The sequence below is a fragment of the Arthrobacter sp. LjRoot78 genome (genome assembly GCF_964254335.1).
In the GTDB taxonomy this organism is placed as follows: domain Bacteria; phylum Actinomycetota; class Actinomycetes; order Actinomycetales; family Micrococcaceae; genus Arthrobacter.
Genome location: NZ_CAXUTG020000001.1, coordinates 2,463,766 through 2,489,361, shown reverse-complemented (window position 1 = coordinate 2,489,361; position 25,596 = coordinate 2,463,766). Strand labels below are relative to the sequence as shown.

General features: G+C 66.1%; 23 protein-coding genes. 21 read left to right on the top strand and 2 right to left on the bottom strand.

What is annotated here, in order from left to right; translation table 11 throughout:
• Window positions 1–10: 10 nt before the first annotated feature.
• From alaS to nusB, 10 genes are all read left to right on the top strand, one after another.
• Window positions 11–2,689, top strand: coding sequence for an alanine--tRNA ligase (gene alaS, locus ACSQ1X_RS11515; RefSeq protein ID WP_436057767.1), 2,679 nt, complete (start codon window positions 11–13; stop codon window positions 2,687–2,689).
• 7 nt (window positions 2,690–2,696) lie between these two features.
• Window positions 2,697–3,296, top strand: coding sequence for a Holliday junction resolvase RuvX (gene ruvX / locus ACSQ1X_RS11510; RefSeq protein WP_436057766.1), 600 nt, complete (start codon window positions 2,697–2,699; stop codon window positions 3,294–3,296).
• Window positions 3,293–5,017 (top strand): endolytic transglycosylase MltG, encoded by a 1,725-nt coding sequence (gene mltG / locus ACSQ1X_RS11505; protein WP_436057765.1) that lies wholly within the window; start codon window positions 3,293–3,295, stop codon window positions 5,015–5,017. Before ruvX ends, mltG begins: the two co-directional genes overlap by 4 nt.
• Window positions 5,014–5,874, top strand: a complete 861-nt coding sequence (locus ACSQ1X_RS11500) for a shikimate dehydrogenase (RefSeq protein ID WP_436057764.1) — start codon at window positions 5,014–5,016, stop codon at window positions 5,872–5,874. The genes mltG and ACSQ1X_RS11500 overlap by 4 nt, the downstream gene beginning before the upstream one ends.
• A gap of 26 nt (window positions 5,875–5,900) precedes the next feature.
• On the top strand, window positions 5,901–7,100 hold the full coding sequence (aroC, locus tag ACSQ1X_RS11495) for a chorismate synthase (RefSeq protein ID WP_436057763.1): 1,200 nt from the start codon (window positions 5,901–5,903) through the stop codon (window positions 7,098–7,100).
• Between the two features lie 59 nt (window positions 7,101–7,159).
• Window positions 7,160–7,699 (top strand): shikimate kinase, encoded by a 540-nt coding sequence (locus ACSQ1X_RS11490; protein WP_436057762.1) that lies wholly within the window; start codon window positions 7,160–7,162, stop codon window positions 7,697–7,699.
• Window positions 7,696–8,787 carry a 3-dehydroquinate synthase gene (aroB, locus tag ACSQ1X_RS11485; RefSeq protein WP_436057761.1) on the top strand — a complete coding sequence of 364 codons (1,092 nt, stop codon included), beginning with the start codon at window positions 7,696–7,698 and terminating at the stop codon, window positions 8,785–8,787. Before ACSQ1X_RS11490 ends, aroB begins: the two co-directional genes overlap by 4 nt.
• Before the next feature lie 14 nt (window positions 8,788–8,801).
• Entirely contained in the window at window positions 8,802–9,320 is a 519-nt protein-coding gene (locus tag ACSQ1X_RS11480; RefSeq protein WP_436059331.1) for a tetratricopeptide repeat protein, read from the top strand.
• A gap of 143 nt (window positions 9,321–9,463) precedes the next feature.
• Entirely contained in the window at window positions 9,464–10,027 is a 564-nt protein-coding gene (efp, locus tag ACSQ1X_RS11475) for an elongation factor P (RefSeq protein ID WP_436057760.1), read from the top strand.
• The gene (nusB, locus tag ACSQ1X_RS11470) at window positions 10,027–10,437 is read left to right on the top strand and encodes a transcription antitermination factor NusB (RefSeq protein WP_028269119.1); all 411 of its coding nucleotides are present in this window, start codon (window positions 10,027–10,029) and stop codon (window positions 10,435–10,437) included. Before efp ends, nusB begins: the two co-directional genes overlap by 1 nt.
• A 97-nt stretch (window positions 10,438–10,534) precedes the next feature.
• Here nusB and ACSQ1X_RS11465 read toward each other — a convergent pair whose 3' ends face one another.
• Window positions 10,535–11,815, bottom strand: coding sequence for a PrsW family intramembrane metalloprotease (locus ACSQ1X_RS11465; protein WP_436057759.1), 1,281 nt, complete (start codon window positions 11,813–11,815; stop codon window positions 10,535–10,537).
• Between the two features lie 133 nt (window positions 11,816–11,948).
• Window positions 11,949–13,691: a PKD domain-containing protein gene (locus ACSQ1X_RS11460; protein ID WP_436057758.1), complete on the bottom strand. Its 1,743-nt coding sequence runs from the start codon at window positions 13,689–13,691 to the stop codon at window positions 11,949–11,951.
• Between the two features lie 330 nt (window positions 13,692–14,021).
• Between ACSQ1X_RS11460 and pyrR the strand changes: the two genes are divergently transcribed.
• From pyrR to coaBC, 11 genes are all read left to right on the top strand, one after another.
• Window positions 14,022–14,606 (top strand): bifunctional pyr operon transcriptional regulator/uracil phosphoribosyltransferase PyrR, encoded by a 585-nt coding sequence (gene pyrR, locus ACSQ1X_RS11455; protein ID WP_436057757.1) that lies wholly within the window; start codon window positions 14,022–14,024, stop codon window positions 14,604–14,606.
• Window positions 14,603–15,616 (top strand): aspartate carbamoyltransferase catalytic subunit, encoded by a 1,014-nt coding sequence (locus tag ACSQ1X_RS11450; protein ID WP_436057756.1) that lies wholly within the window; start codon window positions 14,603–14,605, stop codon window positions 15,614–15,616. The genes pyrR and ACSQ1X_RS11450 overlap by 4 nt, the downstream gene beginning before the upstream one ends.
• Window positions 15,616–16,998 carry a dihydroorotase gene (locus tag ACSQ1X_RS11445; RefSeq protein WP_436057755.1) on the top strand — a complete coding sequence of 461 codons (1,383 nt, stop codon included), beginning with the start codon at window positions 15,616–15,618 and terminating at the stop codon, window positions 16,996–16,998. The genes ACSQ1X_RS11450 and ACSQ1X_RS11445 overlap by 1 nt, the downstream gene beginning before the upstream one ends.
• Window positions 16,998–17,519 (top strand): PH-like domain-containing protein, encoded by a 522-nt coding sequence (locus ACSQ1X_RS11440; protein ID WP_436057754.1) that lies wholly within the window; start codon window positions 16,998–17,000, stop codon window positions 17,517–17,519. Before ACSQ1X_RS11445 ends, ACSQ1X_RS11440 begins: the two co-directional genes overlap by 1 nt.
• On the top strand, window positions 17,500–18,786 hold the full coding sequence (carA, locus tag ACSQ1X_RS11435) for a glutamine-hydrolyzing carbamoyl-phosphate synthase small subunit (protein WP_436057753.1): 1,287 nt from the start codon (window positions 17,500–17,502) through the stop codon (window positions 18,784–18,786). Before ACSQ1X_RS11440 ends, carA begins: the two co-directional genes overlap by 20 nt.
• Window positions 18,786–22,115, top strand: a complete 3,330-nt coding sequence (gene carB / locus ACSQ1X_RS11430; protein WP_436057752.1) for a carbamoyl-phosphate synthase large subunit — start codon at window positions 18,786–18,788, stop codon at window positions 22,113–22,115. The genes carA and carB overlap by 1 nt, the downstream gene beginning before the upstream one ends.
• Window positions 22,108–22,974, top strand: a complete 867-nt coding sequence (gene pyrF / locus ACSQ1X_RS11425; RefSeq protein ID WP_436057751.1) for an orotidine-5'-phosphate decarboxylase — start codon at window positions 22,108–22,110, stop codon at window positions 22,972–22,974. The genes carB and pyrF overlap by 8 nt, the downstream gene beginning before the upstream one ends.
• 107 nt (window positions 22,975–23,081) lie before the next feature.
• Window positions 23,082–23,432, top strand: coding sequence for an integration host factor, actinobacterial type (mihF, locus tag ACSQ1X_RS11420; protein WP_436057750.1), 351 nt, complete (start codon window positions 23,082–23,084; stop codon window positions 23,430–23,432).
• On the top strand, window positions 23,429–24,001 hold the full coding sequence (gene gmk / locus ACSQ1X_RS11415) for a guanylate kinase (protein WP_436057749.1): 573 nt from the start codon (window positions 23,429–23,431) through the stop codon (window positions 23,999–24,001). Before mihF ends, gmk begins: the two co-directional genes overlap by 4 nt.
• Window positions 24,002–24,040: 39 nt before the next feature.
• Window positions 24,041–24,301, top strand: a complete 261-nt coding sequence (gene rpoZ, locus ACSQ1X_RS11410) for a DNA-directed RNA polymerase subunit omega (RefSeq protein ID WP_011692102.1) — start codon at window positions 24,041–24,043, stop codon at window positions 24,299–24,301.
• A 40-nt stretch (window positions 24,302–24,341) separates the two neighbouring features.
• Window positions 24,342–25,577 (top strand): bifunctional phosphopantothenoylcysteine decarboxylase/phosphopantothenate--cysteine ligase CoaBC, encoded by a 1,236-nt coding sequence (gene coaBC, locus ACSQ1X_RS11405; protein ID WP_436057748.1) that lies wholly within the window; start codon window positions 24,342–24,344, stop codon window positions 25,575–25,577.
• The last annotated feature ends 19 nt before the right edge of the window (window positions 25,578–25,596 follow it).

Sequence of the window (25,596 nt, the reverse complement as noted above, 5' to 3'; positions counted from 1 at the left end):
TAACCAGGTTATGAAGTCGCAGGAGATCACCAAGCGCTGGATCGACTTTTTTGTCAGCAAAGGCCACACGGCGGTGCCTTCGGCGTCCCTGGTTTCCAGCGACCCCTCCCTGCTGTTCACGGTGGCCGGCATGGTCCCGTTCATTCCGTACCTGACGGCACGCGAAGAGGCGCCCTACAACCGGGCCACCAGCGTGCAGAAGTGCATCCGCACCGGTGACATCGAGGAAGTCGGCAAGACGGCACGGCACGGCACCTTCTTCCAGATGTGCGGCAACTTCTCCTTCGGCGACTACTTCAAGGAAGACGCCATCAAGTTCGCCTGGGAACTGCTCACCACGAGTGTTGCCGATGGCGGCTACGGCCTGCCGCCCGAGAAGCTGTGGGTTACCGTCTACGAAGAGGACGACGAAGCCGAGCAGCTGTGGCTCAAGAACACCGGCATGCCCGCGGAACGGATCCAGCGGATGGGCAAGGCGGACAACTACTGGTCCACCGGCCAGCCCGGCCCGGCCGGTCCCTGCTCCGAGATCTACTACGACCGCGGCCCGTCCTATGGTGTCGAGGGCGGCCCCATCGCCGACGAGAACCGTTACGTGGAAATCTGGAACCTGGTGTTCATGCAGTACCAGATCGATAACGTCCGCTCGAAGGTGGACTTCGACATCACCGGCGAACTGCCTAAGAAAAACATCGACACCGGCCTCGGCATGGAGCGCCTCGCGATGATCCTGCAGGACGTCGAGAACATGTACGAGACCGATCAGGTCCGTCCCGTGATCGACCGGGCCGCGGCACTCTCCGGCCGGGAGTACACCTCGGCGGAATCCGCCGAGGACCCCCACCACACCGACGACGTCCGGATGCGTGTTGTTGCCGACCACATCCGCTCCTCGCTCATGCTGATCGCCGACGGCGTGACGCCCTCCAACGAGGGCCGTGGCTACGTGCTGCGCCGTCTCATCCGCCGTGCCGTGCGCTCCATGCGCCTCCTCGGCGTCGAAAAGGCCTGCCTGCCCGAGCTGTTGCCGGCCTCGCGGGACGCCATGAAGGGCGTCTACCCCGTAGTGGAGACCGACTTCGAACGCATCAGCCGCATCGCCTACGCCGAAGAGAAGGCGTTCCTGCGCACCATCGCGTCCGGCACCGCGCGCCTAGAGGACGCCGTGAAGGATTCCAAGGAAGCCGGCCGGCCGCTGTCCGGTGCCGATGCCTTTGCCCTGCACGACACCTACGGCTTCCCGATCGACCTGACCCTGGAAATGGCCGAAGAAGCCGGCCTCAAGGTCGACGAGCCCGAGTTCCGCAAGCTGATGCTCGAGCAGCGCCAGCGCGCCCAGGCCGATGCCAAGGGCAAGAAGGGGTCGCACGCCGACCTTAGCGCCTTCCAGGAGCTGCTGGCCCAGGGTGAAACGGTCTTCACCGGCTACACGGAGCTGGCCGGCGAATCGAAGGTCCGCGGCATTCTGTCCGGCGGCCGCAAGGTTTCCCAGGCCTCCACGGGCGACGAGATCGAGCTCGTGCTCGCAGAGACCCCGTTCTACGCCGAGGCCGGCGGCCAGGCCGCCGACACCGGACTGATCACCGGCGACGGATTCGTCGTCGAGGTCCTGGACGTCCAGCGTCCCGTCAAGGGATTGAGCGTGCACAAGGCGATCGTCCGCGAGGGCGAAATCGGCGCGGACTCGCTCGTGCAGGCCGCAGTGGACCGGGAGCGGCGCCACTCCGCAGAGCAGGCCCACACCGGAACGCACATCGTCCACGCCGCCCTGCACCAGATCCTCGGCCCGGAGGCCCTGCAGCGCGGTTCGTACAACAAGGCAGGCTACCTCCGCTTCGACTTCTCCTGGGGCGAGGGGCTCAGCGCTGCCACGCGCTCCGAAATCGAGGAAGTCTCCAACCTCGCCATCCGTAACAACTTCAGGGTGGAGACCAAGGTCATGGCACTGGCCGAGGCCAAGGCCCTCGGCGCCATGGCGCTCTTCGGCGAGAACTACGGCAACGAGGTCCGCGTCGTGGAGATCGACGGCGCCTGGTCCCGTGAGCTTTGTGGCGGCACCCATGTGGCCAACACCTCGCTCATCGGCAGCCTGTCCCTGCTGGGCGATCAGTCGGTAGGGTCCGGAAACCGCCGCGTGGAGGCTTTCGTGGGCATGGAGGCGTTCCGCCACCTTGCTGCCGAGCGCGCCCTCGTCACGGAGCTCACCGAAATGCTGAAGGTGCCCTCGGGCCTGCTGGCAGACCGCATCGCCACCACGCTGACCAAGCTCAAGACGGTTGAGAAGGAACTGGAACGCCTGCGCAAGGAGCAGCTGACCGCCGCCGCGGCGCAGCTGGTCGGTACGGCCAGGGACGCTTCCGGAGTAAAGGTCATTGCGCACGACGCCGGACAGGTCAGCGGCGCTGACGACCTCCGCGGACTGGCCCTTGACCTGCGCAGCCGGCTTGGTTCCGAGGCGGCCGCCGTTGCAGTGGCCGGCGTAAGCAACGACCGTCCCGTCATCCTTGTCGCCACCAATGAGGAAGCCCGCGCAGCGGGTGTCAAGGCAGGGGCCCTTGTCCGGCTCGCGGCCGGGATCCTCGGCGGCGGCGGTGGCGGCAAGGACGACGTCGCCCAGGGCGGCGGCACCGACGCCGCGAAGGTGCCGGCTGCGCTTGCCGCCGTCGTGGACGCCATCACGAGGCGATAACCGAACCGTGAACGAATCTGCTGCACCCGACGCCTACCCCCGGGGCATCAAACTGGGGGTGGACGTGGGCACCGTCCGTGTGGGCGTTGCCGTCTGCGACCGCGACGGAATCCTTGCCACACCCTTGAAGACACTCGAGCGGAACGCCAAGAAGAATACGGATGTCCGGGTGCTGGCTGCCCTTGCTTCCGAGCTGGACGCCGTCCAGATCTTCGTTGGCCTGCCACGCACGCTCAAGGGTGAAGAGCACGCTTCGGCAAGGATGGCCACGGACTATGCGGAACTTCTGGCCGGAGCCCTTGCAGGGCTTGGCTCGGACATTCCGGTGCAGCTTATTGATGAGCGTTTGAGCACGGTGACGGCCCACCGCAACCTGCACGAAGCTGGCATGAGCAGCCGGAATCACCGTAAGGTGGTGGATCAGGTTGCCGCCGCAGGAATTCTGCAGCACGCGATCGACATGCAAAAAGCCAGGGGAACGGATGTTGGAAGCCGCGTGTTTGCGGTTTCCCAGACGGGGCTTTCGGGGGACGCCGCAGCGGGAAACGCTGAGCAGGCAGTCTCCGGAAACAATGTGCAATCTTCAGAAAATGGAAGGCTACAGTGAGCCCGGTCAACAGCGGCGAGTCCTCAGGTGAGGAATTCAGTGACTCCGGACGTCAGCTGACGCGCAAGGAAATTCGGGCCAGGGAGAAATTCCTGACAACCGAAGGCAATGACGTCGTCCCACCACAGGCGTTTGAGACGCCCGGTGACGAACCGCAGGTGCCACCCGCCATGCCGGCGGAGCCGCCCACTGTGCAGCAGCAGGCGGTCCCGCTCCACCACGAACGTCCTGTGCACTCCGAGGAAGCTGCGCCCGCTGCGCCGCTCCACCCCGACGAGGCTGTGCACCCCGCGCCGCCTCACCACGAGGAAGCTGTGCACCCCGAGGAAGCTGCGCCCGCTGCGCCGCTCCACCACGAAGAGGCTGTGCACCCGGAAGGCTCCGCGGAGCTCGATGCGCACGCTTACGACCCGCACACAGAGCTGCACCCGGAGGCCGGGCACCACGAAGTCGGGCACCACGAGTACGCGGAGCAGGGTTACGCAGAGCACGGCTACGCTGACAACGCCGCTTACGCAGGGCACCACGAGGACGAGGCACACCATGTCTACGATGACGCCGACGTCTATCCGGCAGCGGAGCACCACGAGCATCACGCTGACGAACCCGGGCACCCGCTGATGGCCGGCGCGTCCTCCGTTGGCGTCGCCCCGACCAAATCCAAGAAGGTTCGCCGCCGCCGCCGGTGGCTGGCGCTCCTGCTGACGCTTGCGGTCTTCGTCACGGCCCTTGTGGTGGGCGCCCAGTTCCTGAAACCACTGCTCGGCGCGGACACCATCGCCGATTACCCCGGACCCGGCGCAGGAGCAGTGAACGTATCCGTGGAGCCCGGCGAAGGCACCAGGTCAGTTGCCACCAAGCTCCAGGACCAGAAGGTCGTGGCCAATGCGGACACGTTCCTGCGGGAGCTCACCGCGTCCGGCGGAACCATTGCCCCCGGGGAATTCCAGTTCCGCCAGGAGATGAAGAACTCCGACGCGGTCGCCGTCCTGCTGGGCAAGGGTGAAGGCAAAGTCATGTACTTCGCCCTGAGCGCGGGGCTCCGGATTGGCGAGTCGCTGCAGGCGATCTCCCAGGGATCCGGGATACCCGTCGCCGAACTCAAGGCCCTGAGCGATTCCCCGGCGCAGTTCGGGCTGCCGGCCAAGGCCAAGAACCTGGAAGGCTACCTGGCGCCCGGCGAGCACCGCTTCCCGCTGGGGACGCCGGCGAAGGACATCCTCAAGAACCTCGTCACCGTCACGACTGACGAGCTGAAGGCGCAGGGAGTCACCGATCCCGCGAAGCAGTACGACGTGGTCACGGTCGCCAGCATCGTCCAGGCCGAAGGCGGCCAGGCCGAGTACGGCGATGTTGCCGGTGCCATCTACAACCGGCTCAAGCCGAACAACACCGAGACTGCCGGCCTGATCCAGTCCGACGCCACGGTGACCTACGGGCTGGGAATCAAGAGCTTCCACATCGACGAGGACCAGAAGTCCGACAAGTCGAACCCCTACAACACCTACGCCAACCAGGGGCTTCCGGTGGGACCCATCGGGTCGCCGGGCAAGAACGCCATCGACGCGGCAGCGAAGCCAAAGACCAACGAGTACATGTACTGGGTGACCATCAACCTGGACACCAAGGAGACGAAGTTCTCCAAGACATTGGCTGAGCACAACGTGTATGTGGAGCAGTACAACGCCTGGTGCGCCGCCAACGCGGGACGCTGCACGTGACCCTGAAGGCTGCCGTCCTTGGGCATCCGATCGGCCACTCGAAGTCCCCGGCACTCCATCGGGCCGCCTACGCCCGCCTGGGCGTTGACGTGGCGTACTCCGCCATTGACGTGACCGTTCCGGAGCTTCCGGCATTCATGGCGGCCGTCCGCAACGAGCCCGGCTGGCGCGGACTGTCCGTCACGATGCCGCTCAAGACCGCCATGGTTTCCGAGGTTGACGAGGTCCGCGGAGTGGCAGGCATCCTGGGCGTAGTGAACACAGTGGTGTTTGAAGCCGACGGCCCGTCCGTGCGCCGGATCGGCTACAACACCGACGTCGCGGGCATCGTCAACGCCGTGCGGCATGCCGGCGTGTCTGCCGCACCGTCCGCGGTGGTGCTGGGCGGCGGAGGCACCGCTGCGGCTGCGATCGCGGCCCTGAGCGAGCTGGGCGCGCCGTCGGCGGACATCTATGTCCGCGATACCGGACGGGCCGCCGAGGCGCGGGCCGCTGCCCAGGGCGTGGGCCTCCCGGTCCGCATCGTTCCGCTGAGCGGTGCGGCAACCGCAATGGCGGCCGCCGACGTCGTAATTTCCACTCTCCCTCCCCACGGGGCAGACGCCTTGGCGGAGGAGCTTGCCGGCCTCCGGACCACGACTCCCGGGGTCCTGCTCGATGTCGCCTATGATCCCTGGCCCAGCCGGATTGCCGCGGTCTGGCAGCACGGGGGAGGAACCGTGGTTCCCGGCCTGGAGATGCTGCTGTACCAGGCAGTGGAGCAGGTGCGGTTTTTCAGCGGCCTCGGCGACGACGTCACGGCCGATGTCATAGATGTGATGTGTGACGCAGTCGGGGCACCCCGACGAGTGTTCTAACCGCCCTACGTGGCAGGATGGATTTTATGTTGCGTTGGTTGACTGCCGGTGAATCCCATGGCCCGGCCCTGGTCGGAATAATTGAAGGCGTGCCTGCCGGTGTTGAACTCACCAGCAGCCAGATCGCCGATGCCCTGGCCCGTCGGCGCCTCGGCTACGGCCGCGGTGCCCGGATGAAGTTCGAGCAGGACGTCGTGACCGTGCTTGGCGGCGTCCGCCACGGCATCACGCAGGGCGGACCCGTGGCCATCCAGGTGGGCAACACCGAATGGCCCAAATGGGAGCAGATCATGGCTGCGGACCCGGTGGCACCCGAGATCCTCGCCGACCAGGCGCGCAACGCACCGCTGACCAGGCCCCGCCCCGGACACGCGGACTTCACGGGAATGCAGAAGTACGGCTTCGACGAGGCCCGCCCCGTACTGGAACGGGCCAGTGCCCGCGAAACCGCCACCCGCGTTGCGCTCGGGACCGTGGCCTCGCAGTTCCTCAAGCAACTGGGCATTGAGCTTGTCAGCCACACAGTTTCGATCGCCAGCGTGACCGTGCCCGAAGGACGGCCGTTGCCCGTTCCGGACAACGTCATCGCGCTTGACGCTGATCCCCTCCGTTGCTTCGACCGGGAAACCTCGGACGCCATGGTGGCCGAGGTTGACGCGGCGCACAAGGAAGGCGAAACCCTCGGCGGCGTGGTAGAGGTGCTGGCCTACGGCCTACCGCCCGGACTCGGCAGCTACGTCCACTGGGACCGCCGCCTGGACTCCCGCCTTGCCGCTGCCCTGATGGGCATCCAGGCCATTAAGGGTGTTGAGGTGGGCGACGGGTTCCTTACCGCGTCGCGCCGGGGCTCCGCCGCGCACGACGAAATCGTCAAGGACTCCGACGGCCGGATCATCCGCACCAGCAACCGGGCAGGCGGTATCGAGGGCGGCATGAGCATCGGCGACGTCCTGCGCGTCCGTGCCGCGATGAAGCCGATTGCCACCGTTCCGCGCGCCCTGAAGACCATCGACGTGAGCACCGGCGAGGCCGCCAAGGCCCACCACCAGCGCTCTGACGTCTGTGCGGTCCCGGCCGCGGGCGTTGTGGCCGAGGCCATGGTGGCCCTGGTGCTCGCCGAGGCAGTGGCAGAAAAGTTCGGCGGAGATTCGGTCGCGGAGACCGCCCGCAACATCAAGGGTTACCTGGACAACATTCCGGCGTCCCTGGACTCGATCGGCCAGTAGTGCCGGGCAGCATCAGGCACGGCGCTGTGCCACGACGGCCCATCGCCCTCATCGGACCCATGGCGGTTGGAAAGTCGGCGATCGGCCACCAGCTGGCGCAGCAGCTAGGTGCGGCGTTCGTCGACACCGACGTCGTTATTGTGGAAAACCATGGCACCATCGCGGACATCTTCGCCGCCCGCGGCGAGAGCGCGTTCCGGGAGATCGAAGCCCGGACGGTAGCGCGGGTCATCGAAGAGGCAGGGAACGCCAGCACCGTCATTTCCCTCGGCGGGGGAGCCGTGCTTGACTCCGGCACCCAGCAGCTGCTCCGCCGCTGCACCGTTGTGTACCTCGAGTGCGACGCCGACACGGTTTCCGAGCGGATTGCCCGGAACTCAGGCCGTCCGCTCCTGGCAGGTGACGCCATGGGCCGCTGGCGCGCACTGTTTGCCACCCGGCAGCCCGTGTACGAACGGCTTGCCGATCTCGTTTTCGATGTCCGCCACGGAACCGTTGCGGATCTCGGGCATCGGCTGGAAGAGGCGCTGCGTGAGTACGCGGCGGCACAGACCGCGGCGGCGGAGCCAGTGGCCGCAACAAAGGAAGTTGAAAAGTGAGTAGCGAATCAACCGTCATCAAGGTCACCGGCAAGTCTGCCGCTGACAACTACGACGTCGTTGTGGGCCGCGGCCTGCTCGAACGCCTTCCGGAACTGCTGGGGGAGCGCGTCAAACGTGTCCTGGTCATCCACCCGCGGGCCCTGCGGCTTACCGGAGATACCGTCCGCGACGAACTGGCCTCGGCCGGTTTCACTGCGCTGACCGCCGAAATCCCGGACGCCGAAGAGGGCAAACACATTCAGGTGGCTGCTTTCTGCTGGCAGGTCCTCGGACAGAACGACTTCACCCGCTCGGACGCAGTGGTGGCGGTCGGCGGCGGCGCCGTCACGGACCTTGCCGGGTTCGTGGCCGCGACCTGGCTCCGCGGCGTCAAGGTCATCCACATGCCCACCAGCCTGCTCGGCATGGTGGATGCAGCCGTCGGCGGCAAGACCGGCATCAACACGGCCGAAGGCAAGAACCTGGTGGGCGCCTTCCACCCGCCCGCGGCCGTCCTCGCGGACCTTGACACCCTCAGCACCCTTCCCAGGAACGAGCTGATTTCCGGGATGGCCGAGGTCATCAAGTGCGGCTTTATCGCAGACCCCGCCATCCTGGACCTTGTGGAAAAGGATCCGTCCGCCGTCACCGTTCCGGAGTCGGCGATCCTCCGCGAGCTGATCGAACGGGCCATCGCAGTCAAGGCCGAAGTGGTCTCGGAGGACCTCAAGGAGACCGGCCGGCGGGAGTACCTCAACTACGGGCACACGCTGGGCCACGCGATCGAGCTCGTGGAACGGTACTCGTGGCGGCACGGTGCTGCCGTGTCCGTGGGGATGATGTTCGCCGCTGAACTCGCCCGCAGTGTGGGGCGCCTCAGCGACGCCGACGCCGACCGGCACCGCACCATCCTGGAATCGCTCGGACTGCCGATCACCTACCGCCGTGACCGGTGGCAGGGGCTGCTGGACGGCATGCGGCGGGACAAGAAGTCCCGTGGCGACCTGCTGCGGTTCGTTGTCCTCGACGGCGTGGCCCGCCCCGGAATTCTCGACGTTCCGGACACCTCCCTGCTGTTCGCCGCTTACCAGGAGATTGCCTCTTGATGATGACCGACGTCATGATTGATTCCATGGGCGGCACGAGCGAGTGGCCGGATGCGGGGTTCCCGGGTATCAAGATCAACCCGGACACGCTGATGCCGGGAATTGTCAACGAAGAAGTGTGCAGCTTAGCGCTGCAGGCATCGACCGACCCCGCGGACCGCATCATGGTCCTGCTGGCGGAAGGCCATGCCGCAGACGCCGCGGAACTCCTCGCCGAAGCACGCTACAACGACCCCGAATCCTTCAGGCTCCGCACTTTTGAAGCCGAGGTACTGCGGGTGTCCAAGCGCTTTGACAGGGCCGTGGACCTGTTCCGCCAGCTCCTGGGCGAAGTCCAGGGAACCGAGCTGGAGGCCCTGGCGCACCAGCACCTGGGGCGGGCCTACTATGCCGGCGGCAATACCGCAGCCGCCGTCGATGAGTTCGCCAAGGCCCTTGACCTGCGCGTGGCGGGATCCGCCGATGCCGCGCTGATCTACTCATCCACCGTCGCACTGCAACGGGCGCGGAACGTCCTGGAAATGTCGTCCTAAGGGCCCTCGCAGCAGCCCGCCGGCATTACCGGTAGAATGGTTCTTGGATTTTTGACAAAAACTCGCTGGCGGCCTTTTGGCGTGCCTGCGCGATATAACCGGCTGGCGGCTTGAAGCAGTCAGATACAAACCAGAGGATACCAGTGGCAACCACAAACGACATCAAGAACGGAACCGTGCTGAAGCTTGAGGGCCAGCTCTGGAACATCATCGAGTTCCAGCACGTGAAGCCGGGCAAGGGCGGCGCTTTCGTCCGCACCAAGATGCGCAACGTTATGTCCGGCAAGGTGGTCGACAAGACCTTCAACGCCGGCCTCAAGATCGAGACCGCCACGGTTGACCGCCGAGACTACCAGTACCTGTATCAGGACGGCGCCGACTACGTCTTCATGGACACGTCGGACTTCGACCAGCTCACCGTGTCCGCCGAGACCGTTGGCGACGCCACCAACTTCATGCTCGAGAACCAGATGGTGAACATCGCCATCCACGAAGGCACCCCGCTGTACATCGAGCTGCCGCCGAGCGTCGTCCTCGAAATCACTTACACCGAGCCGGGCCTGCAGGGCGACCGCTCCTCCGCCGGCACCAAGCCGGCAACGCTCGAAACCGGCTACGAGATCCAGGTGCCGCTGTTCGTCGAGAACAACACCAAGGTCAAGGTCGACACCCGCGACGGCAGCTACCTCGGCCGGGTCAACGACTAGTGAGCGCCCGCGGTAAGGCCCGTAACCGGGCCCTGGATGTTCTTTTCGAGGCGGAGCAGCGCTCCCTCTCGGCTTTTGATGTGCTGCGGTCGCGGCGTGAAATAACCGACCAGATCGTCAATCCCTACACCCTTGAAATCGTTGAAGGGGTGGTCTCCCACCAGACCGCCATTGACGAATTCCTGGAGACCTACTCCCAGGGCTGGACGCTGGAACGGATGCCGTCGGTAGACCGCATCATCCTGCGCATCGGCACGTGGGAACTGCTCTATAACGACGACGTTCCCGACGGCGTGGCCGTCAGCGAAGCTGTGGCCCTGGCCAAGACGCTGTCCACGGACGAGTCGCCGTCGTTCATCAATGGCCTTCTGGGCCGCCTGCAGCAGCTGAAGCCTTCGCTGCTGGCATAGCCGCCCGATGCCTGGCTGCGATATCAACCGCAGCGCTTTCACCAATTGAATGGACCGGTCCCCGCCTGAGGCGGGGGCCGGTCCTTTTCGTTTCCGCCTAGCGAAGCACCGCGTCCCGCCGTGCCGAGATTTCCGCGAGCTGGCGGTGCTCATCGAGCTGGTGTGCGGGCACGTCCCGGCCACTGAGGATCCGTTGCCGGATGAAGGCAAGCTGCGTGGCGGCGTGCAGGAAGGCCTTCATCTGCTGGCCCCGGCCGAACTGCTTCGCCCAGCGGACCGCTGAACGGCGGCCGCCGGCCGTTGCCAGCATGTCCACTTCCGGCGGCGTGAACCACCCCGCGGCCGCATATTCCAGGAGCCGCTGGCGCGTCAGCCGGTTCTCCGCCACGCGCAGCAGGATTATCACGACGACGGCCAGGACGAAGATGGGCACCTGGACCACGATGTACTGCAGCAGGAAGTCCTGGCCCATGCTGTTCCACATGCTGTGCAGCAACATCGCCGGGACCAGGCCCACGAAGAACGCCACGACGGACATGCCAGTGTGCCAGCGGCGCGCCGCGAAGCCGAGGATCAGCCCCGTGGTCCCGGTAAAGATGGCGTGGGCAAACGGGGACATCACGCCCCGAAGGAAGAAGACAACCGCGAGGTCGGCGCCCGGTGTACTTGACTCTGCGATGGCCCGGCCGAAATAGAGGATGTTTTCCGTGAAGGCGAAGCCGCCGGCAATCGTGAAGGCGAACACAACGCCGTCCACTGGTCCGTCGAAGTGCTTCCGCGCCAGCACCAGGATCAGCAGCAGGCCCAGGGACTTGGCGAATTCCTCCACCACCGGGGCCTGGACCGTAACGGCGAACGTCCTGTAGTCCACGCCGGCTGGCGGCGCCGCGGCAAGCGCAAAGAACGGCTGGATCAGCAGCGTGACGGAGATGGACACCACTGCGCCCCACAGGAAGGCGAACAGCAGCAGGCGTTTCGGTTCGGGCTCCCAGCGGTCAATAAGGTAGACGGCCAGAAGCACGGCGCCCAGGGGAATCAAGGAGGCGATGAAGCCAATCACGAACCCGGTGACGCCGGTGTTGCCCAGGAGGTAGGGGAGAACCAGGAAAAGGCTTGCGAAGGCCAGGAAACCCCCGCCGCCCACCAGGCCCACCACTCCCGCACTCGAGCGGTTGCGTACAGCGGCCGGCGGCATGACAGTGGTCACCGCGGGCGCGTTGTTGTTGGCGGGGGCCGCCCGGTAGAGGCCGGGGCGGACCTGGCCCATCCACGTGGGGTTGGTCTGCTGCGGCAGGTCCTGCCGGGGCCATGGGGGCTGCTGCCCGTTTCCAGGGCCGCCGGGAGGATCGTGCTGCGGCCAAGGCGCGTTCGATGTCATGGGACTGAGCCTATGTCTCCGTAACCGCAGCATCCAAGGCCGGCTTTGGCGCGGCGGCGAGTCTGGCGGCAACCTCAGGCAACCAGAGGCAACACCATGCCGGCAGGCCGGTCGGGCGCCCGCAGCGGCCGCTTTAGCTGTTGGTGACGGTGACGTCGTCGAGGAACATCCAAGTGTTGTCGGCCGGTACAGCGCCGTCGAGGTGGACGTTGAACCAGAGCGTCACCGTTTGACCCCTGTAGGCGGAAAGGTCGGCCGTCACCCGCGTCCAGGTTCCCGAATTGTTGTTCAACTTGAACAGCGTCCTGAGCGTGCTGCCGTTGGAACTACGTATCTGGCCTTCCATCCAGTCCCATTTACAGTTGTTCCTGTTCTTGTTCCCGCACGTGGCGTCAGCAGTGTGCGGCTGGTACCAAAACGACAGGGTGGACGTCCCCGTGAGCGGAACGGTGATGGACTGGGACAGTGTGCTGTCTCCCAGCGGCTCGCTGCCGCCGGTGACGCCAAGCAGCGCAGCGCCGGTACCGCTGTGCGCCGTGCCCGCAGGTCTGGGCAGGGATATGCCGGCCGCCGTCCACGATGCCAGCCCGGACTCAAACCCTCCGTTGGACACCATGGACTGGGGAGCAGACGGTGTCACCGGGGTGCTGGCAGCGGACTGTGCCGAGGTTCCGACGGAGTTGGTGGCCGTGACTGTGAAGGTGTACGTGGTGCCGTTCGCCAGCCCGGTGACAGTGGTGCCGGCGGCCGGTGGGTTGCCGGTCACCTGCACCGGAGCCTGGGCCACTGAGCCCGCGAAGGGTGTGACTGTGTACGAAGTGATGGCCGAGCCTCCATTGCCGGGGGCCGACCAGGTGACCGTGGCCGAGGCGTTGCCGGCTACTGCGGTGACGCCGGTAGGGGCAGCCGGGACAGTGGCGGCAGGGCCCGTGACCGTGACAGGGTTGGTGACTGATCCGGTGGCGCCCAGGTTGTCCGTCACTGTCAGTTTCACCTGGTACGTCCCGCCGGAAGAATAGATGTGTGTGGGCCTCACACCGGTGCCTGCGGGCGAGCCGTCGCCGAAGTCCCAGCTGTAGGAGGCGATGGAGCCGTCCGGATCCGCGGATCCGGAGCCGTCGAATGACGCCGTCAATCCTGATGCCGACGACGTGAAGGCAGCTGAGGGCAAGTGGTTGGCCGGAGACTGAGTGCCCAGGAACGTGGCATCAAAGGAATTCAGGTCCACCACTACGCCGTTCAAAGTCTGGTTGAACTTCTGCTGGACACCGATGCGCATGTTCGTGGAGGTATTCCATCCTCCGTAGGGAACGGGCGTGGGCACGGCATAGTCAGCCGCCCACGACGAGTAGTCAAGGGAACCGGCGTTGGTGTCCCACAGCGGGACGTCCGCAAAGGCTGTGCTGTTGTTCATGATCTGCGGCCACATGCCTGACCCGCTGTAGATCACCGGACGGACACCCATGCTCTTGACGCCGTCCACCATGGCCCGGGTAACCGGCACACCGCCGGTCTCGACATCCAGGGCAAAAAATTGAAGCTGGCTCTGGTAAGGGCCCGCAGCCGAGATCCCGCCCTGCCAGCAGCGCGGGTCACGGGTATAGACGGCGATCATGAGCCCCGCATCGAGCGCCATCTTTAGTTGGGTCTGGGTCCGGAACCAGGGATTGCACGTGCCCCATGCGGTGGAATGCATCACGTACAGGCGGAACCCCGCGTTGTAGGCCTGGACAAACCAGGCCGGGTCAGTAATGGTGTTGGCGGTGTCCAGGACTTTGACGGAAGGGTTCGGCGCCGAGTATGCGGCGGGAGCGGCAACCACTCCGGCGATGGCCAAAAAGGCCGCGACAACGGCGGCAAGGATTTTCCTACTCATAATTTGGACTCCCCAATGAGCTAAATGAGCTGATGTGTGCGGAACACCGGCCGATGCTTCGGTGAGCTTACCGTCGGGGATCAGGGGGCAGCCCGAGTGTCGGCCACCCGAATGGGCGGCTCACCACACCCCACCGCCTGCGGTGACCACTCGGAGGCCGACAAGACCGGGCGCAGTCCGGGGCAGCCTCACCGCCCGGCGGATGTGATGTTAAACGCTCTCCGCGTGCCCGGCGGGCAGCCGGGCCGGGATGGCGCGTGTGGTAATTTTGGAGGGCAAATGTTCCTTTTTTAATTCCGTCCCGTGAGGCGGGGAAAGGGGAGACGAGCGTTGACATCAGTCACAGAAGCTCCGGTTCCGGCCAGGGTTGTGCTCAACTCTGCGGACATTGACCGTGCACTCACTCGTATCGCCCATGAGATCCTCGAGGCCAACAAGGGTTCCCAGGATCTGGTACTGCTGGGCATTCCGCGCCGCGGCTATCCGCTGGCCGTGCGCCTGGCCAAGAAGATCGCCGCCGCCGATCCCAGCGTGGATGCTGCCGCCATCGTGGGCCAGCTGGACGTCACCATGTTCCGGGACGATCTGTCCCACCAGCCCACGCGGCCGCCCTATCCCACGCAGCTGCCCCGCACCGGCATCGACAACAAGGTCGTGGTGCTGATCGATGACGTCCTCTACTCCGGCCGGACCATCCGCGCGGCACTGGACGCCATCGTTGACCTGGGCCGCCCACGCATCGTCCGGCTCGCGGTCATGATCGACCGCGGCCACCGTGAACTGCCGATCCGTGCCGACCACGTCGGAAAGAACCTCCCCACCTCCTCCTCCGAAAAAGTCCGGGTCCGGCTTGAAGAGACCGATTCCGTTGACGGCATGCCGGTCAACGAAGTGGTCATCGAGGCAGGCGCATGAAGCACCTGCTTTCCACCGAAGGCCTCAGCCTGGCTAACGCCATCCGCATCCTCGACACGGCGGAGGAGATGGCCGCGGTGGGCGACCGCGAGGTCAAGAAGCTCCCGGCTCTCCGGGGCCGGACCGTGGTGAACCTGTTCTTCGAGGACTCCACCCGCACCCGCATCTCCTTTGAAGCGGCAGCGAAGCGGCTGTCGGCGGACGTCATCAACTTCGCCGCCAAGGGATCCTCCGTCTCCAAGGGCGAATCCCTCAAAGACACCGCCCAGACGCTTGCCGCCATGGGGGCGGACGCCGTCGTCATCCGCCACTGGGCGTCCGGCGCGCCGCACCGGCTGGCCGCCACGGACTGGATCGACGCCGCCGTCATCAACGCCGGCGACGGCACCCATGAACACCCCACTCAAGCGCTGCTGGATGCCTTCACCATGCGACGGCACTGGGCACGGCTCCACGGAACGCCGTCCGCCGGCGCGGATCTGAAGGGCATGCGCGTCGCCATCGCCGGCGACGTCCTGCACTCCCGAGTGGCCCGGTCGAACGTCTGGCTGCTCCGCACCCTCGGCGCGGAGGTCACGCTGGTGGCGCCGCCCACCCTCCTGCCCATCGGCGTCGGACAATGGCCCTGCAGCGTGAGTTACGACATGGACGAAACCCTGGCGAAGGGCGTGGACGCCGTGATGATGCTCCGCGTCCAGGGCGAACGGATGAACGCCTCCTTCTTCCCGACAACGCGCGAATACTCCCGCCGCTGGGGCTTCGACGACAACCGCCTCCGGGCCCTGGACAAACTGGGCCTGAAGGACACCATCATCATGCACCCCGGCCCCATGAACCGGGGCCTTGAAATATCTTCCGCTGCCGCGGATTCGCCCCGTTCCACCGTGCTGGCGCAGGTCCGCAACGGCGTGTCCGTCCGGATGGCCGCCCTGTACCTGCTGCTCTCCGGGGACACCCGGGAACCGGCAGCCACCCAGACCCCCGCATATTCCACCAAGGAGAGCCACTGATGGCACACGATCAACAGGATGCAACCCACACCGGGTCATACCTCATCCGCGGCGCGGCGATTCTCGGCGGCGCAGCCCAGGACCTCCTGATCCGCGACGGCATCATCGCCGAACGCGGCACCGACCTGGCGGGCACCGACGCGGCTGACGGCGCCACCGTCATCGAGGCCGCCGGCCTGGTGGCCCTGCCCGGCATGGTGGACATCCACACGCACCTTCGCGAACCCGGGCGGGAAGACGCCGAAACGGTGGAGACCGGGACCCGCGCGGCCGCCCTCGGCGGTTACACGGCCGTGCACGCCATGGCCAACAGCAACCCCGTGGCGGACACCGCAGGCGTGGTGGAACAGGTGTACACCCTGGGACGCGCCGCCGGCTGGGTGGACGTCCGTCCCGTGGGCGCGGTCACTGTAGGCCTCGCCGGCGAACAGCTGGCCGAGCTCGGCGCCATGGCCGATTCCCGCGCCAAGGTCCGGGTGTTCTCCGATGACGGCATCTGCGTCCACGACCCCGTGCTCATGCGCCGCGCCCTCGAATACGTCAAGGCGTTCGACGGCGTGGTGGCCCAGCACGCGCAGGAACCCCGGCTCACCGCCGGTGCCCAGATGAACGAAGGCGACGTCTCTGCAGTCCTCGGACTGACGGGCTGGCCCGCCGTCGCGGAGGAAAGCATCATCGCCCGTGACGTCCTGCTGGCCCAGCACGTCGGGTCCAGGCTGCACGTCTGCCACGTTTCCACGGCAGGCTCGGTGGAGATCATCCGCTGGGCCAAGGCCCGCGGTATCAACGTCACCGCCGAAGTGACCCCGCACCACCTCCTCCTGACCGACGAACTGGTCCGCAGCTACGATCCCGTCTACAAGGTGAACCCGCCGCTGCGCACGGACTCCGATGTCCAGGCGCTCCGCGGGGCCCTGGCGGACGGCACTATCGACGTCGTCGGTACGGACCACGCCCCGCACCCGAGCGAACACAAGGAATGCGAATGGGCGCAGGCCGCTATGGGCATGACCGGCTTGGAAACCGCACTGTCCGTGGTGCAGGAGACCATGATCGAAACCGGCCTCATGGGCTGGGAGGACTTCGCCCGGGTCACCTCCACAGCTCCCGCCATGATCGGACGGGTGGCGGACCAGGGGCGTCCGCTGGAGGTGGGCGAACCCGCCAACGTCATACTGGTGGACCCGGCTGCGCGCTGGACCGTGGACCCTTCTAAGATGGCAACCATGGGCCGTAACTCTCCGTTCGCCGGAAGGGAACTCCCGGGCAAGGTCGTGGCGACGTTCTTCAAGGGCCATCCCACCGTCCTGAACGGTGAGCTCAACACCCCGTACCGCCACGGATCGCAGTCGGAAAAAACCGGTCCGGCGGGCGCCAACTGATGGACAACAAAACACTCACCCTGGTCATCACGCTGCCGCTCATCGCGCTCGTGCTGGCCATGATCGGCGCCGGCTGGCGGAGCCGCCTGCGGCGCCAGTCCGACGTCGAACAATTGCCCGCGGTGCCTGCGGAACTGAGCCTGCCGCTTGCCACGGCCGACGGACAGTATGTCGCCACCACCACGGCGGGCGACTGGCTGGACCGCATTGCCGTTCAGGGCCTGGGAATCCGGACCAACGCCGAACTCACCGTCCACCCCGAAGGCGTGCTGTTCGAGCGTGCAGGTGCCGGACCGGTCTTCATCCCGGCCGGCAGGCTCACCGGAGTCCGCCAGGACAGCGGCATGGCCGGGAAGTTCGTCGAGAAAGACGGACTCCTGATGGTCAGCTGGTCGCTGGGCGGCCGTGAACTGGACACCGGGTTCCGGACCCGGCGCGCCGCCGACAAACAGGCCATCCTCGACGCCTTTCAAGAATTGATCTCCGCAGCCCCTCAGGCAGATGCCGATAGTGGAAAGTAACAACGTGACAGAAACCCAAGTAACAGCAAACGCAGATACTGCACCTGAACAGGGAACGTCCGCGCCCGCCGTGCTGGTGCTCGAGGACGGCCGCATCTTCCGCGGCACCAGCTACGGCGCCACCGGCACCGCCCTGGGCGAGGCGGTCTTCGCCACCGGCATGACCGGCTACCAGGAGACCATCACCGATCCCTCCTACGCGCGCCAGCTCGTGGTCCAGACGGCGCCGCACATCGGCAACACCGGCGTCAACGCCGACGACGCCGAGTCCCGCCGCATCTGGGTGGCCGGCTACATTGTCCGCGACGCTGCGCGCCGGCCCTCCAACTGGCGCTCCGAGCGGTCCCTCGACGACGAACTCGTGGAACAGGGCATTGTGGGCATCCAGGGCGTCGACACCCGGGCCATCACCCGCCACCTGCGCGAACACAAGACCATGCGTGCCGGGATCTTCTCCGGCGAAGCGGCCCGCGCCACGGACAAGGAACTGCTCGACGCCGTGCTGGCCAGCGCGCCGATGGAAGGCGCCCGCCTCGCGGAGGAAGTCAGTGTTGACGAGGCCTACATTGTGGAACCGAAGGACTGGGGCTGGGACGGCGAGCCGCGCTTCAACATCGCCGCAATCGACCTCGGCATCAAGCGCATGACCCCCATCCGCTTTGCCGAGCGCGGCGTCCGCGTCCACGTCCTGCCGGCGACGGCCACCCTGGCTGACGTGCAGGCGGTCAACCCGGACGGATTCTTCATGTCCAACGGCCCGGGCGACCCCGCCACGGCGGACAACCAGGTCAAGCTGCTCCGCTCGGTGCTGGACGAGAAACTTCCGTACTTCGGTATCTGCTTCGGCAACCAGATCCTGGGCCGGGCCCTCGGCTTCGGCACCTACAAGCTCCGCTACGGGCACCGCGGCATCAACCAGCCCGTCATGGACCGCCGCACCGGCAAGGTTGAGATCACCTCGCAGAACCACGGCTTCGCCGTGGATGCCCCGCTCGACGGCGCCACCCAGGCGCCCGAGGAGCGGTTCGGCCGCGTCGAGGTCAGCCACGTGAGCCTCAACGACGACGTCGTGGAAGGACTCTCCTGCCTGGACATCCCCGCCTTCTCGGTGCAGTACCACCCGGAAGCCGCCTCCGGACCGCACGATGCGGCGTACCTTTTCGACCGCTTCATCGAGCTGATGGCGGACACCAAGAAGGCAGCCGCTGCTTCAGCTGGCGCCGACTCCAAAACTTCCACTGAATCCAAGACTGAGGACAAGAAGTAATGCCCAAGAGAACTGACCTTAAGAGCGTCCTGGTCATCGGTTCCGGTCCCATCGTGATCGGCCAGGCCGCCGAGTTCGACTACTCCGGCACACAGGCTCTCCGCGTCCTCAAGGAGGAAGGCCTGCGAGTTATCCTGGTCAACTCCAACCCGGCCACCATCATGACGGACCCCGAGTTCGCCGATGCCACCTACGTGGAGCCCATCACCCCCGAAGTGGTGGAAAAGATCATCGCCAAGGAACGGCCGGACGCGATCCTGCCCACCCTGGGCGGCCAGACGGCCCTGAACACCGCTATTGCGCTGGACAAGAACGGCGTGCTGGAAAAGTACAACGTGGAACTGATCGGCGCGAACATCGCGGCGATCGAACTCGGCGAAGACCGCGAGAAGTTCAAGGGCGTCGTGGAACGCTGCGGTGCCGAGTCGGCCCGCAGCCACATCATCCACACCATTGACGAGGCCCTGAAGGCGGCCGAAGACCTCGGCTACCCGATGGTCGTCCGGCCCTCCTTCACCATGGGCGGCCTTGGCTCCGGCCTGGCCTACGACGAGGGCGACCTCCGCCGGATCGTCGGCCAGGGCCTGCAGTACAGCCCCACCAGCGAGGTCCTGCTCGAAGAGAGCATCCTCGGCTGGAAGGAATACGAGCTCGAGATGATGCGGGACAAGAACGACAACGTGGTTGTTGTCTGTTCCATCGAGAACTTCGACCCCGTCGGCGTGCACACCGGCGACTCCATCACGGTGGCTCCCGCACTGACCCTGACGGACCGGGAATACCAGCGCCTGCGCGACATTTCCATCGCGGTCATCCGCGAAGTGGGCGTGGACACTGGCGGCTGCAACATCCAGTTCGCCGTCGAACCGGACACGGGACGCGTCGTCGTCATCGAAATGAACCCCCGCGTCTCCCGGTCCTCGGCGCTGGCTTCCAAGGCCACCGGCTTCGCCATCGCCAAGATCGCCACCAAGCTGTCCCTGGGCTACACCCTGGACGAGATCCCCAACGACATCACGCAGAAGACCCCGGCGTCGTTCGAACCGACGCTCGACTATGTCGTAGTCAAGGTTCCGCGGTTCGCTTTTGAGAAGTTCCCGGCAGCTGACCCGACCCTCACCACCACCATGAAATCGGTGGGCGAGGCCATGGCCATGGGCCGCAACTTCACCGAAGCCCTGCAGAAGGCGCTCCGCTCCCTCGAGCAGAAGGGCTCGCAGCTGGACTTCAGCCACGTTCCCGAATGGGAAGTACCGGAGCTGATCGAAAAGTCCAAGCGGCCCACCACCGAACGCCTGCACCAGGTGCAGCGCGCGCTGCTCGGTGGCGCCACGGTGGAGCAGCTCTTTGAGGCCACCAAGATCGACCCGTGGTACCTGGACCAGCTCCAGCTGCTCAATGAGATCTCGCAGGAGATCCGCAAGTCCACCGCCCTGACCCAGGAGATGCTGCAGCGCGCCAAGCGCCACGGCTTCTCCGACGAGCAGATCGGCGCCCTCACCAACAACCAGGAAGCCGTGGTCCGGGGCGTCCGCCAGGCGCTGGGCATCCGCCCGGTCTACAAGACCGTGGACACCTGCGCCGCGGAATTCGCCGCCTACACGCCGTACCACTACTCGTCCTACGACGAGGAGGACGAGGTGGCGCTGCACTCCAAGCCGTCCATCATCATCCTGGGGTCCGGCCCCAACCGCATCGGCCAGGGCATCGAGTTCGACTACTCCTGCGTCCACGCTTCGATGGCGCTCCGCAAGGCCGGCTATGAGACCGTCATGGTCAACTGCAACCCGGAAACCGTCTCCACCGACTACGACGTCTCCACACGCCTCTACTTCGAACCGCTGACCCTCGAGGACGTCCTTGAAGTCATCGCGGCGGAGGAGCGCACCGGCGGCGTCATGGGCGTGTTCGTCCAGCTCGGCGGCCAGACCCCGCTCAAGCTCGCCCAGCAACTGGCCGACGCCGGCGTGCCGATCCTCGGCACATCGCCGGAAGCGATCGACCTTGCCGAACACCGGGGCGCATTCTCCCGCGTGCTGGACGAGGCCGGGCTCATCTCGCCCAAGAACGGCACCGCCGTGTCCTTCGAGGACGCCAAGAAGATCGCCGACGAAATCGGCTACCCGGTCCTGGTCCGCCCGTCCTACGTGCTGGGCGGACGCGGCATGGAGATCGTCTACGACGAGCCCAACCTCTCGCGCTACATCGCCAACGCCACCGAGATCACCACCGAACACCCCGTGCTGATCGACCGGTTCCTGGAAGACGCCGTCGAAATCGACGTCGACGCGCTCTACGACGGCACCGAAATGTACCTCGGCGGCATCATGGAGCACATCGAAGAAGCCGGCATCCACTCCGGCGACTCCGCCTGTGTGCTGCCTCCGATCACGCTCGGCAACAACGTGATCGAGCGCGTACGCACCGCCACGCTGGCCATCGCCGAGGGCGTGGGTGTCCGCGGCCTCATCAACATCCAGTTCGCCCTGGCCTCCGACGTCCTGTATGTCCTCGAAGCCAACCCGCGTGCCTCCCGCACGGTGCCTTTCGTCTCCAAGGCCACTGGCGTGCAGATGGCCAAGGCTGCAGCACTGATCGGCACCGGTGTGACCATCAACCAGCTCCGCAGCGCCTACAAGATGCTGCCGGAAACCGGTGACGGCTCCACCCTGCCGTTCGACGCACCCGTCTCCGTCAAGGAAGCCGTGCTGCCCTTCAGCCGCTTCCGTACGCCGGAGGGCAAGGTCGTCGACTCCCTCCTCGGCCCGGAAATGCGCTCCACCGGCGAGGTCATGGGCATCGACAAGCACTTCGACACGGCCTTCGCCAAGAGCCAGGCGGCCGCGAACAACGCGCTGCCCACCGAAGGGAAGATCTTCGTGTCCGTGGCCAACCGGGACAAGCGCTCGGTGATCATGGGCGTCAAGCGCCTCTCCGACCTCGGCTTCGAGATCGTCTCCACCGGCGGCACCGCGGACGTCCTGCGCCGCAACGGCATCCAGGCCACCCCGGTCCGCAAGGTCGCCGAAGGCAGCAGCGCCGAAGGCGAAGGCACCATCGCCGACCTCATCATCGCCGGCGAGATCGACATGGTCTTCAACACGCCTTCCGGCGGCGAAGCCCGCATCGACGGCTACGAACTGCGCGCGGCGGCAACGTCCATCGGCATTCCGTGCATCACCACGGTGGCCGAGTTCAATGCGGCCGTCCAGGCCATCGAAGCGCTGCGCACCTACGAATGGTCCGTCACCAGCCTGCAGGAGCACGCCGCCGCACTGGCGGCTTCGCAAACGAGGGCCGCGCAGGAAGCAGCAGCGCACCATGCCTGAGCAGGACGCTACAACCATGGCCGGCCGGGAGTCTTTCGGCTCCCGGCTCGGCCGGGCCATGGCGGACCGCGGTCCGCTGTGCGTGGGGATCGATCCGCACCCGGCGCTGCTGAAGGCCTGGGGACTGAACGACGACGCCGCCGGCCTGGAGCGCTTCTCGCTCACCGTTGTGGAGGCAGTGGGTTCGCTCGCTGCCGCCGTGAAGCCGCAGGTGGCCCTCTACGAACGCCACGGTTCCGCAGGCATGGCGGTGCTCGAACGTACGCTCGCAGCTGCCGCCGATGCCGGCGTGCTGACCATCGCCGACGCCAAGCGGGGCGACATCGGCTCCACGATGGCGGCCTACGCGGACGCGTGGCTGAGGGACGGTTCGTCGCTGGCCGCGGATTCGGTGACCCTTAGCCCCTACCTTGGCTTCGAATCACTGCGCCCTGCCCTTGACCTTGCGGCGGAATATGGCCGCGGGGTCTTCGTCCTGGCATTGACGTCCAATCCGGAAGGCGCCTCCGTCCAGCACGTGGGAGGCACGGATTCGGTGGCGCGCCGGATTGTCGAGGCAGCGGCGGGTGAAAACCGTCGGTACCCGGGCGCGCTGGGCTCTGTGGGCCTGGTGGTTGGCGCCACTGTGGGGGAGGCACTGGTGGACCTGCAGCTGGACCTGGAAGCGGTGCGCGGGATCATCCTCGCACCGGGGCTCGGCGCTCAGGGCGCCACGGCCGCGGATCTGCGGGCAACTTTCGGTGCCGCCTATTCGCAGGTCCTGGGCACCTCAAGCCGGGACATCCTCTCGGCAGGGCCCGCCGTTGTCGGACTCCGGGAGGCCGCACTGCGCACCCTGCAGCCCCTGCTGACCAGCTGATCCATCGATTTCCGCCTCCATTGATTTCTGCGCCAGGCAAAGGGTAGGTTCGGAGGACTCCTAGGACCCTTGCCTTGGATCCGACCGACGATATCGGGGTGACTTGAGTGAGCCTGCGGCCCCTGACAGACCAGGAACGCGCGGAAGCACTGGGCAAGGCTGCGGCTGCCCGGGCAGCCCGGGCGGAAGCCAAGGAGCAGCTAAAGCTCGGAACGCTCACTGTGGCTGACCTCCTCGCCTCCGGGGACGGTGATTCCGCCATCGCGCGGATGAAAGTCTCCGAGATGCTGGAGGCGCTCCCCGGTGTAGGCCGCGTCACGGCGGCCGCCATCATGGACGAGCTGGGTATTGCCGTATCCCGCAGGCTGCGGGGGCTCGGCATTCACCAGCGCCGGGCGCTGGTAGATTTTATGAACGAGAATCACGTCCATCCGAATAACGCCCAAAGGAATATGTGAGCAAGAAACCGGGACTGACAGTCCTCGCCGGCCCGACGGCTGTTGGCAAAGGCACCGTGTCCACCTACATCCGGGACAACTATCCTGAAGTCTGGCTTTCCGTCTCGGCCACCACCCGGGCTCCGCGACCGGGGGAGCAGGACGGCGTTCACTACTTCTTCAAGTCGGCCGAGGAATTTGACGCGCTGGTGGCCGACGGCGAGCTTCTGGAGTGGGCCGTGGTCCACGGCCGCAACCGGTACGGCACGCTCCGCAGCACCGTGGACGCGGCCATCGCCGATGGCCGTTCCGTACTGCTGGAGATTGATCTGCAGGGCGCGCGCCAGGTCAAGCAGGCCGTTCCGGAGGCGCAATTCGTGTTCCTCGCCCCGCCCACCTGGGAGGAAATGGTCCGCCGCCTGGTGGGCCGCGGCACGGAAACAGCCGAGGAACAGCAGCAGAGACTGGAAACCGCTAAACTAGAACTTGCCGCTGAGCCGGAGTTCGATCACACCGTTATCAATGATGACGTTCGACGCGCAGCGGACGAGCTTGTTTCACTCATGGGGCTGACCCCGCACCCGCACTAGCCGCAGGGTCGGATCGGCCCGTTAGAATTTGGAGAATTCGTGTCCACGAACCTTGAAGGCATCATCAACCCGCCGATCGACGAGCTGCTCAAGGCAGCTGATTCCAAGTACGGCCTGGTGATCTTCGGTGCCAAGCGTGCACGTCAGATCAACGCATACTACGCCCAGCTGCACGAGGGCCTGTTCGAATACGTTGGCCCGCTGGTCGACACCAAGCTGAACGAGAAGTCGCTGTCCATCGCCCTGCGCGAAATCAACGAAGGCAAGCTCGTTTCCACGCCGATCGAACCCGCAGAGTAGATCGCCGTACATACAAAGACTGCCTGTTGACGGAGGTCACGTGCGCATAGTCCTCGGAGTCGGGGGAGGGATTGCCGCCTACAAGGTGGCATCGCTCCTCCGGCTTTTTACTGAAGCCGGACACAACGTCACGGTGATCCCCACGGAGGCGGCCAACCGCTTTGTTGGTGTGGCCACCTGGGAAGCCCTGTCCGGCAACCCGGTCAGCAACAGCGTCTTCGACGACGTTCCGTCGGTCAACCACGTACGCCTGGGGCATGAGGCGGACCTCATCGTGGTGGCCCCGGCCACGGCGGACCTCCTGGCGCGTGCCGCCGGCGGCCACGCCAACGACCTCCTCACCAACACCCTCCTGATGGCCAGCGGTCCGGTGCTGATGGCGCCCGCCATGCACACTGAAATGTGGCTGCACGCTGCCACCCAAGCCAATGTGGAAACGCTGCGCAGCCGGGGCGTGACGGTCCTTGAACCCGCTAGCGGCCGGCTCACCGGTTCCGACTCAGGCCCCGGCCGGCTGCCGGAGCCCGAAGCCATCTTCGCGGCTGCACTTGCCCTGATGCAGGGCAGCGCAGTTTCCGGGCAGCTGCCGCTGGCCGGGCGCAGGGTCACCATCAGCGCAGGCGGCACACGGGAACCGCTGGACCCGGTACGGTTCCTCGGCAACCGCTCGTCCGGAAAACAGGGAGTCGCACTTGCCGTGGCAGCCCGCGACGCCGGCGCGAGCGTCCGGCTGCTGGCCGCCCACATGGACGTACCGGCCCCCGCCGGCGTCGAGGTGGTCCGGGTCGAAACGGCGCTCCAGCTCAGGGAAGCGGCGCTTCGCGCGGCAGCCGATTCCGACGTCGTCATTATGGCCGCCGCTGTGGCGGACTTCCGGCCCGCTGAGGTGTCCGACACCAAAATCAAGAAGCGGGATGACACCGCCGATCCAGTGATCAACCTGCTCCGCAACCCGGACATCCTGCACGAACTCGTGGAGGTCCGCGCGGCGAGCAGGCCCGGTCAGCTGATCGTGGGGTTTGCCGCGGAAACCGGCGACGCGGAGGGGGACGTGCTGGACCACGCCGAGGCCAAACTGCGGAAAAAAGGCTGCGACCTGCTGGTGGTCAACCACGTGGGAGAGGGCCTGGTATTCGGCCAGGACAACAACTCCGTGGTCATCCTTTCCCGCACCGGCTCCGAACCACAAGCGGCATCCGGCTCGAAGGACGAAGTTGCGGCGGCTGTTATTGACCGCATCAGCTCCGAGTTGAGCCGCGTTATCCCACGAGCTTGAACGGCCGGCGTGTGCAAGG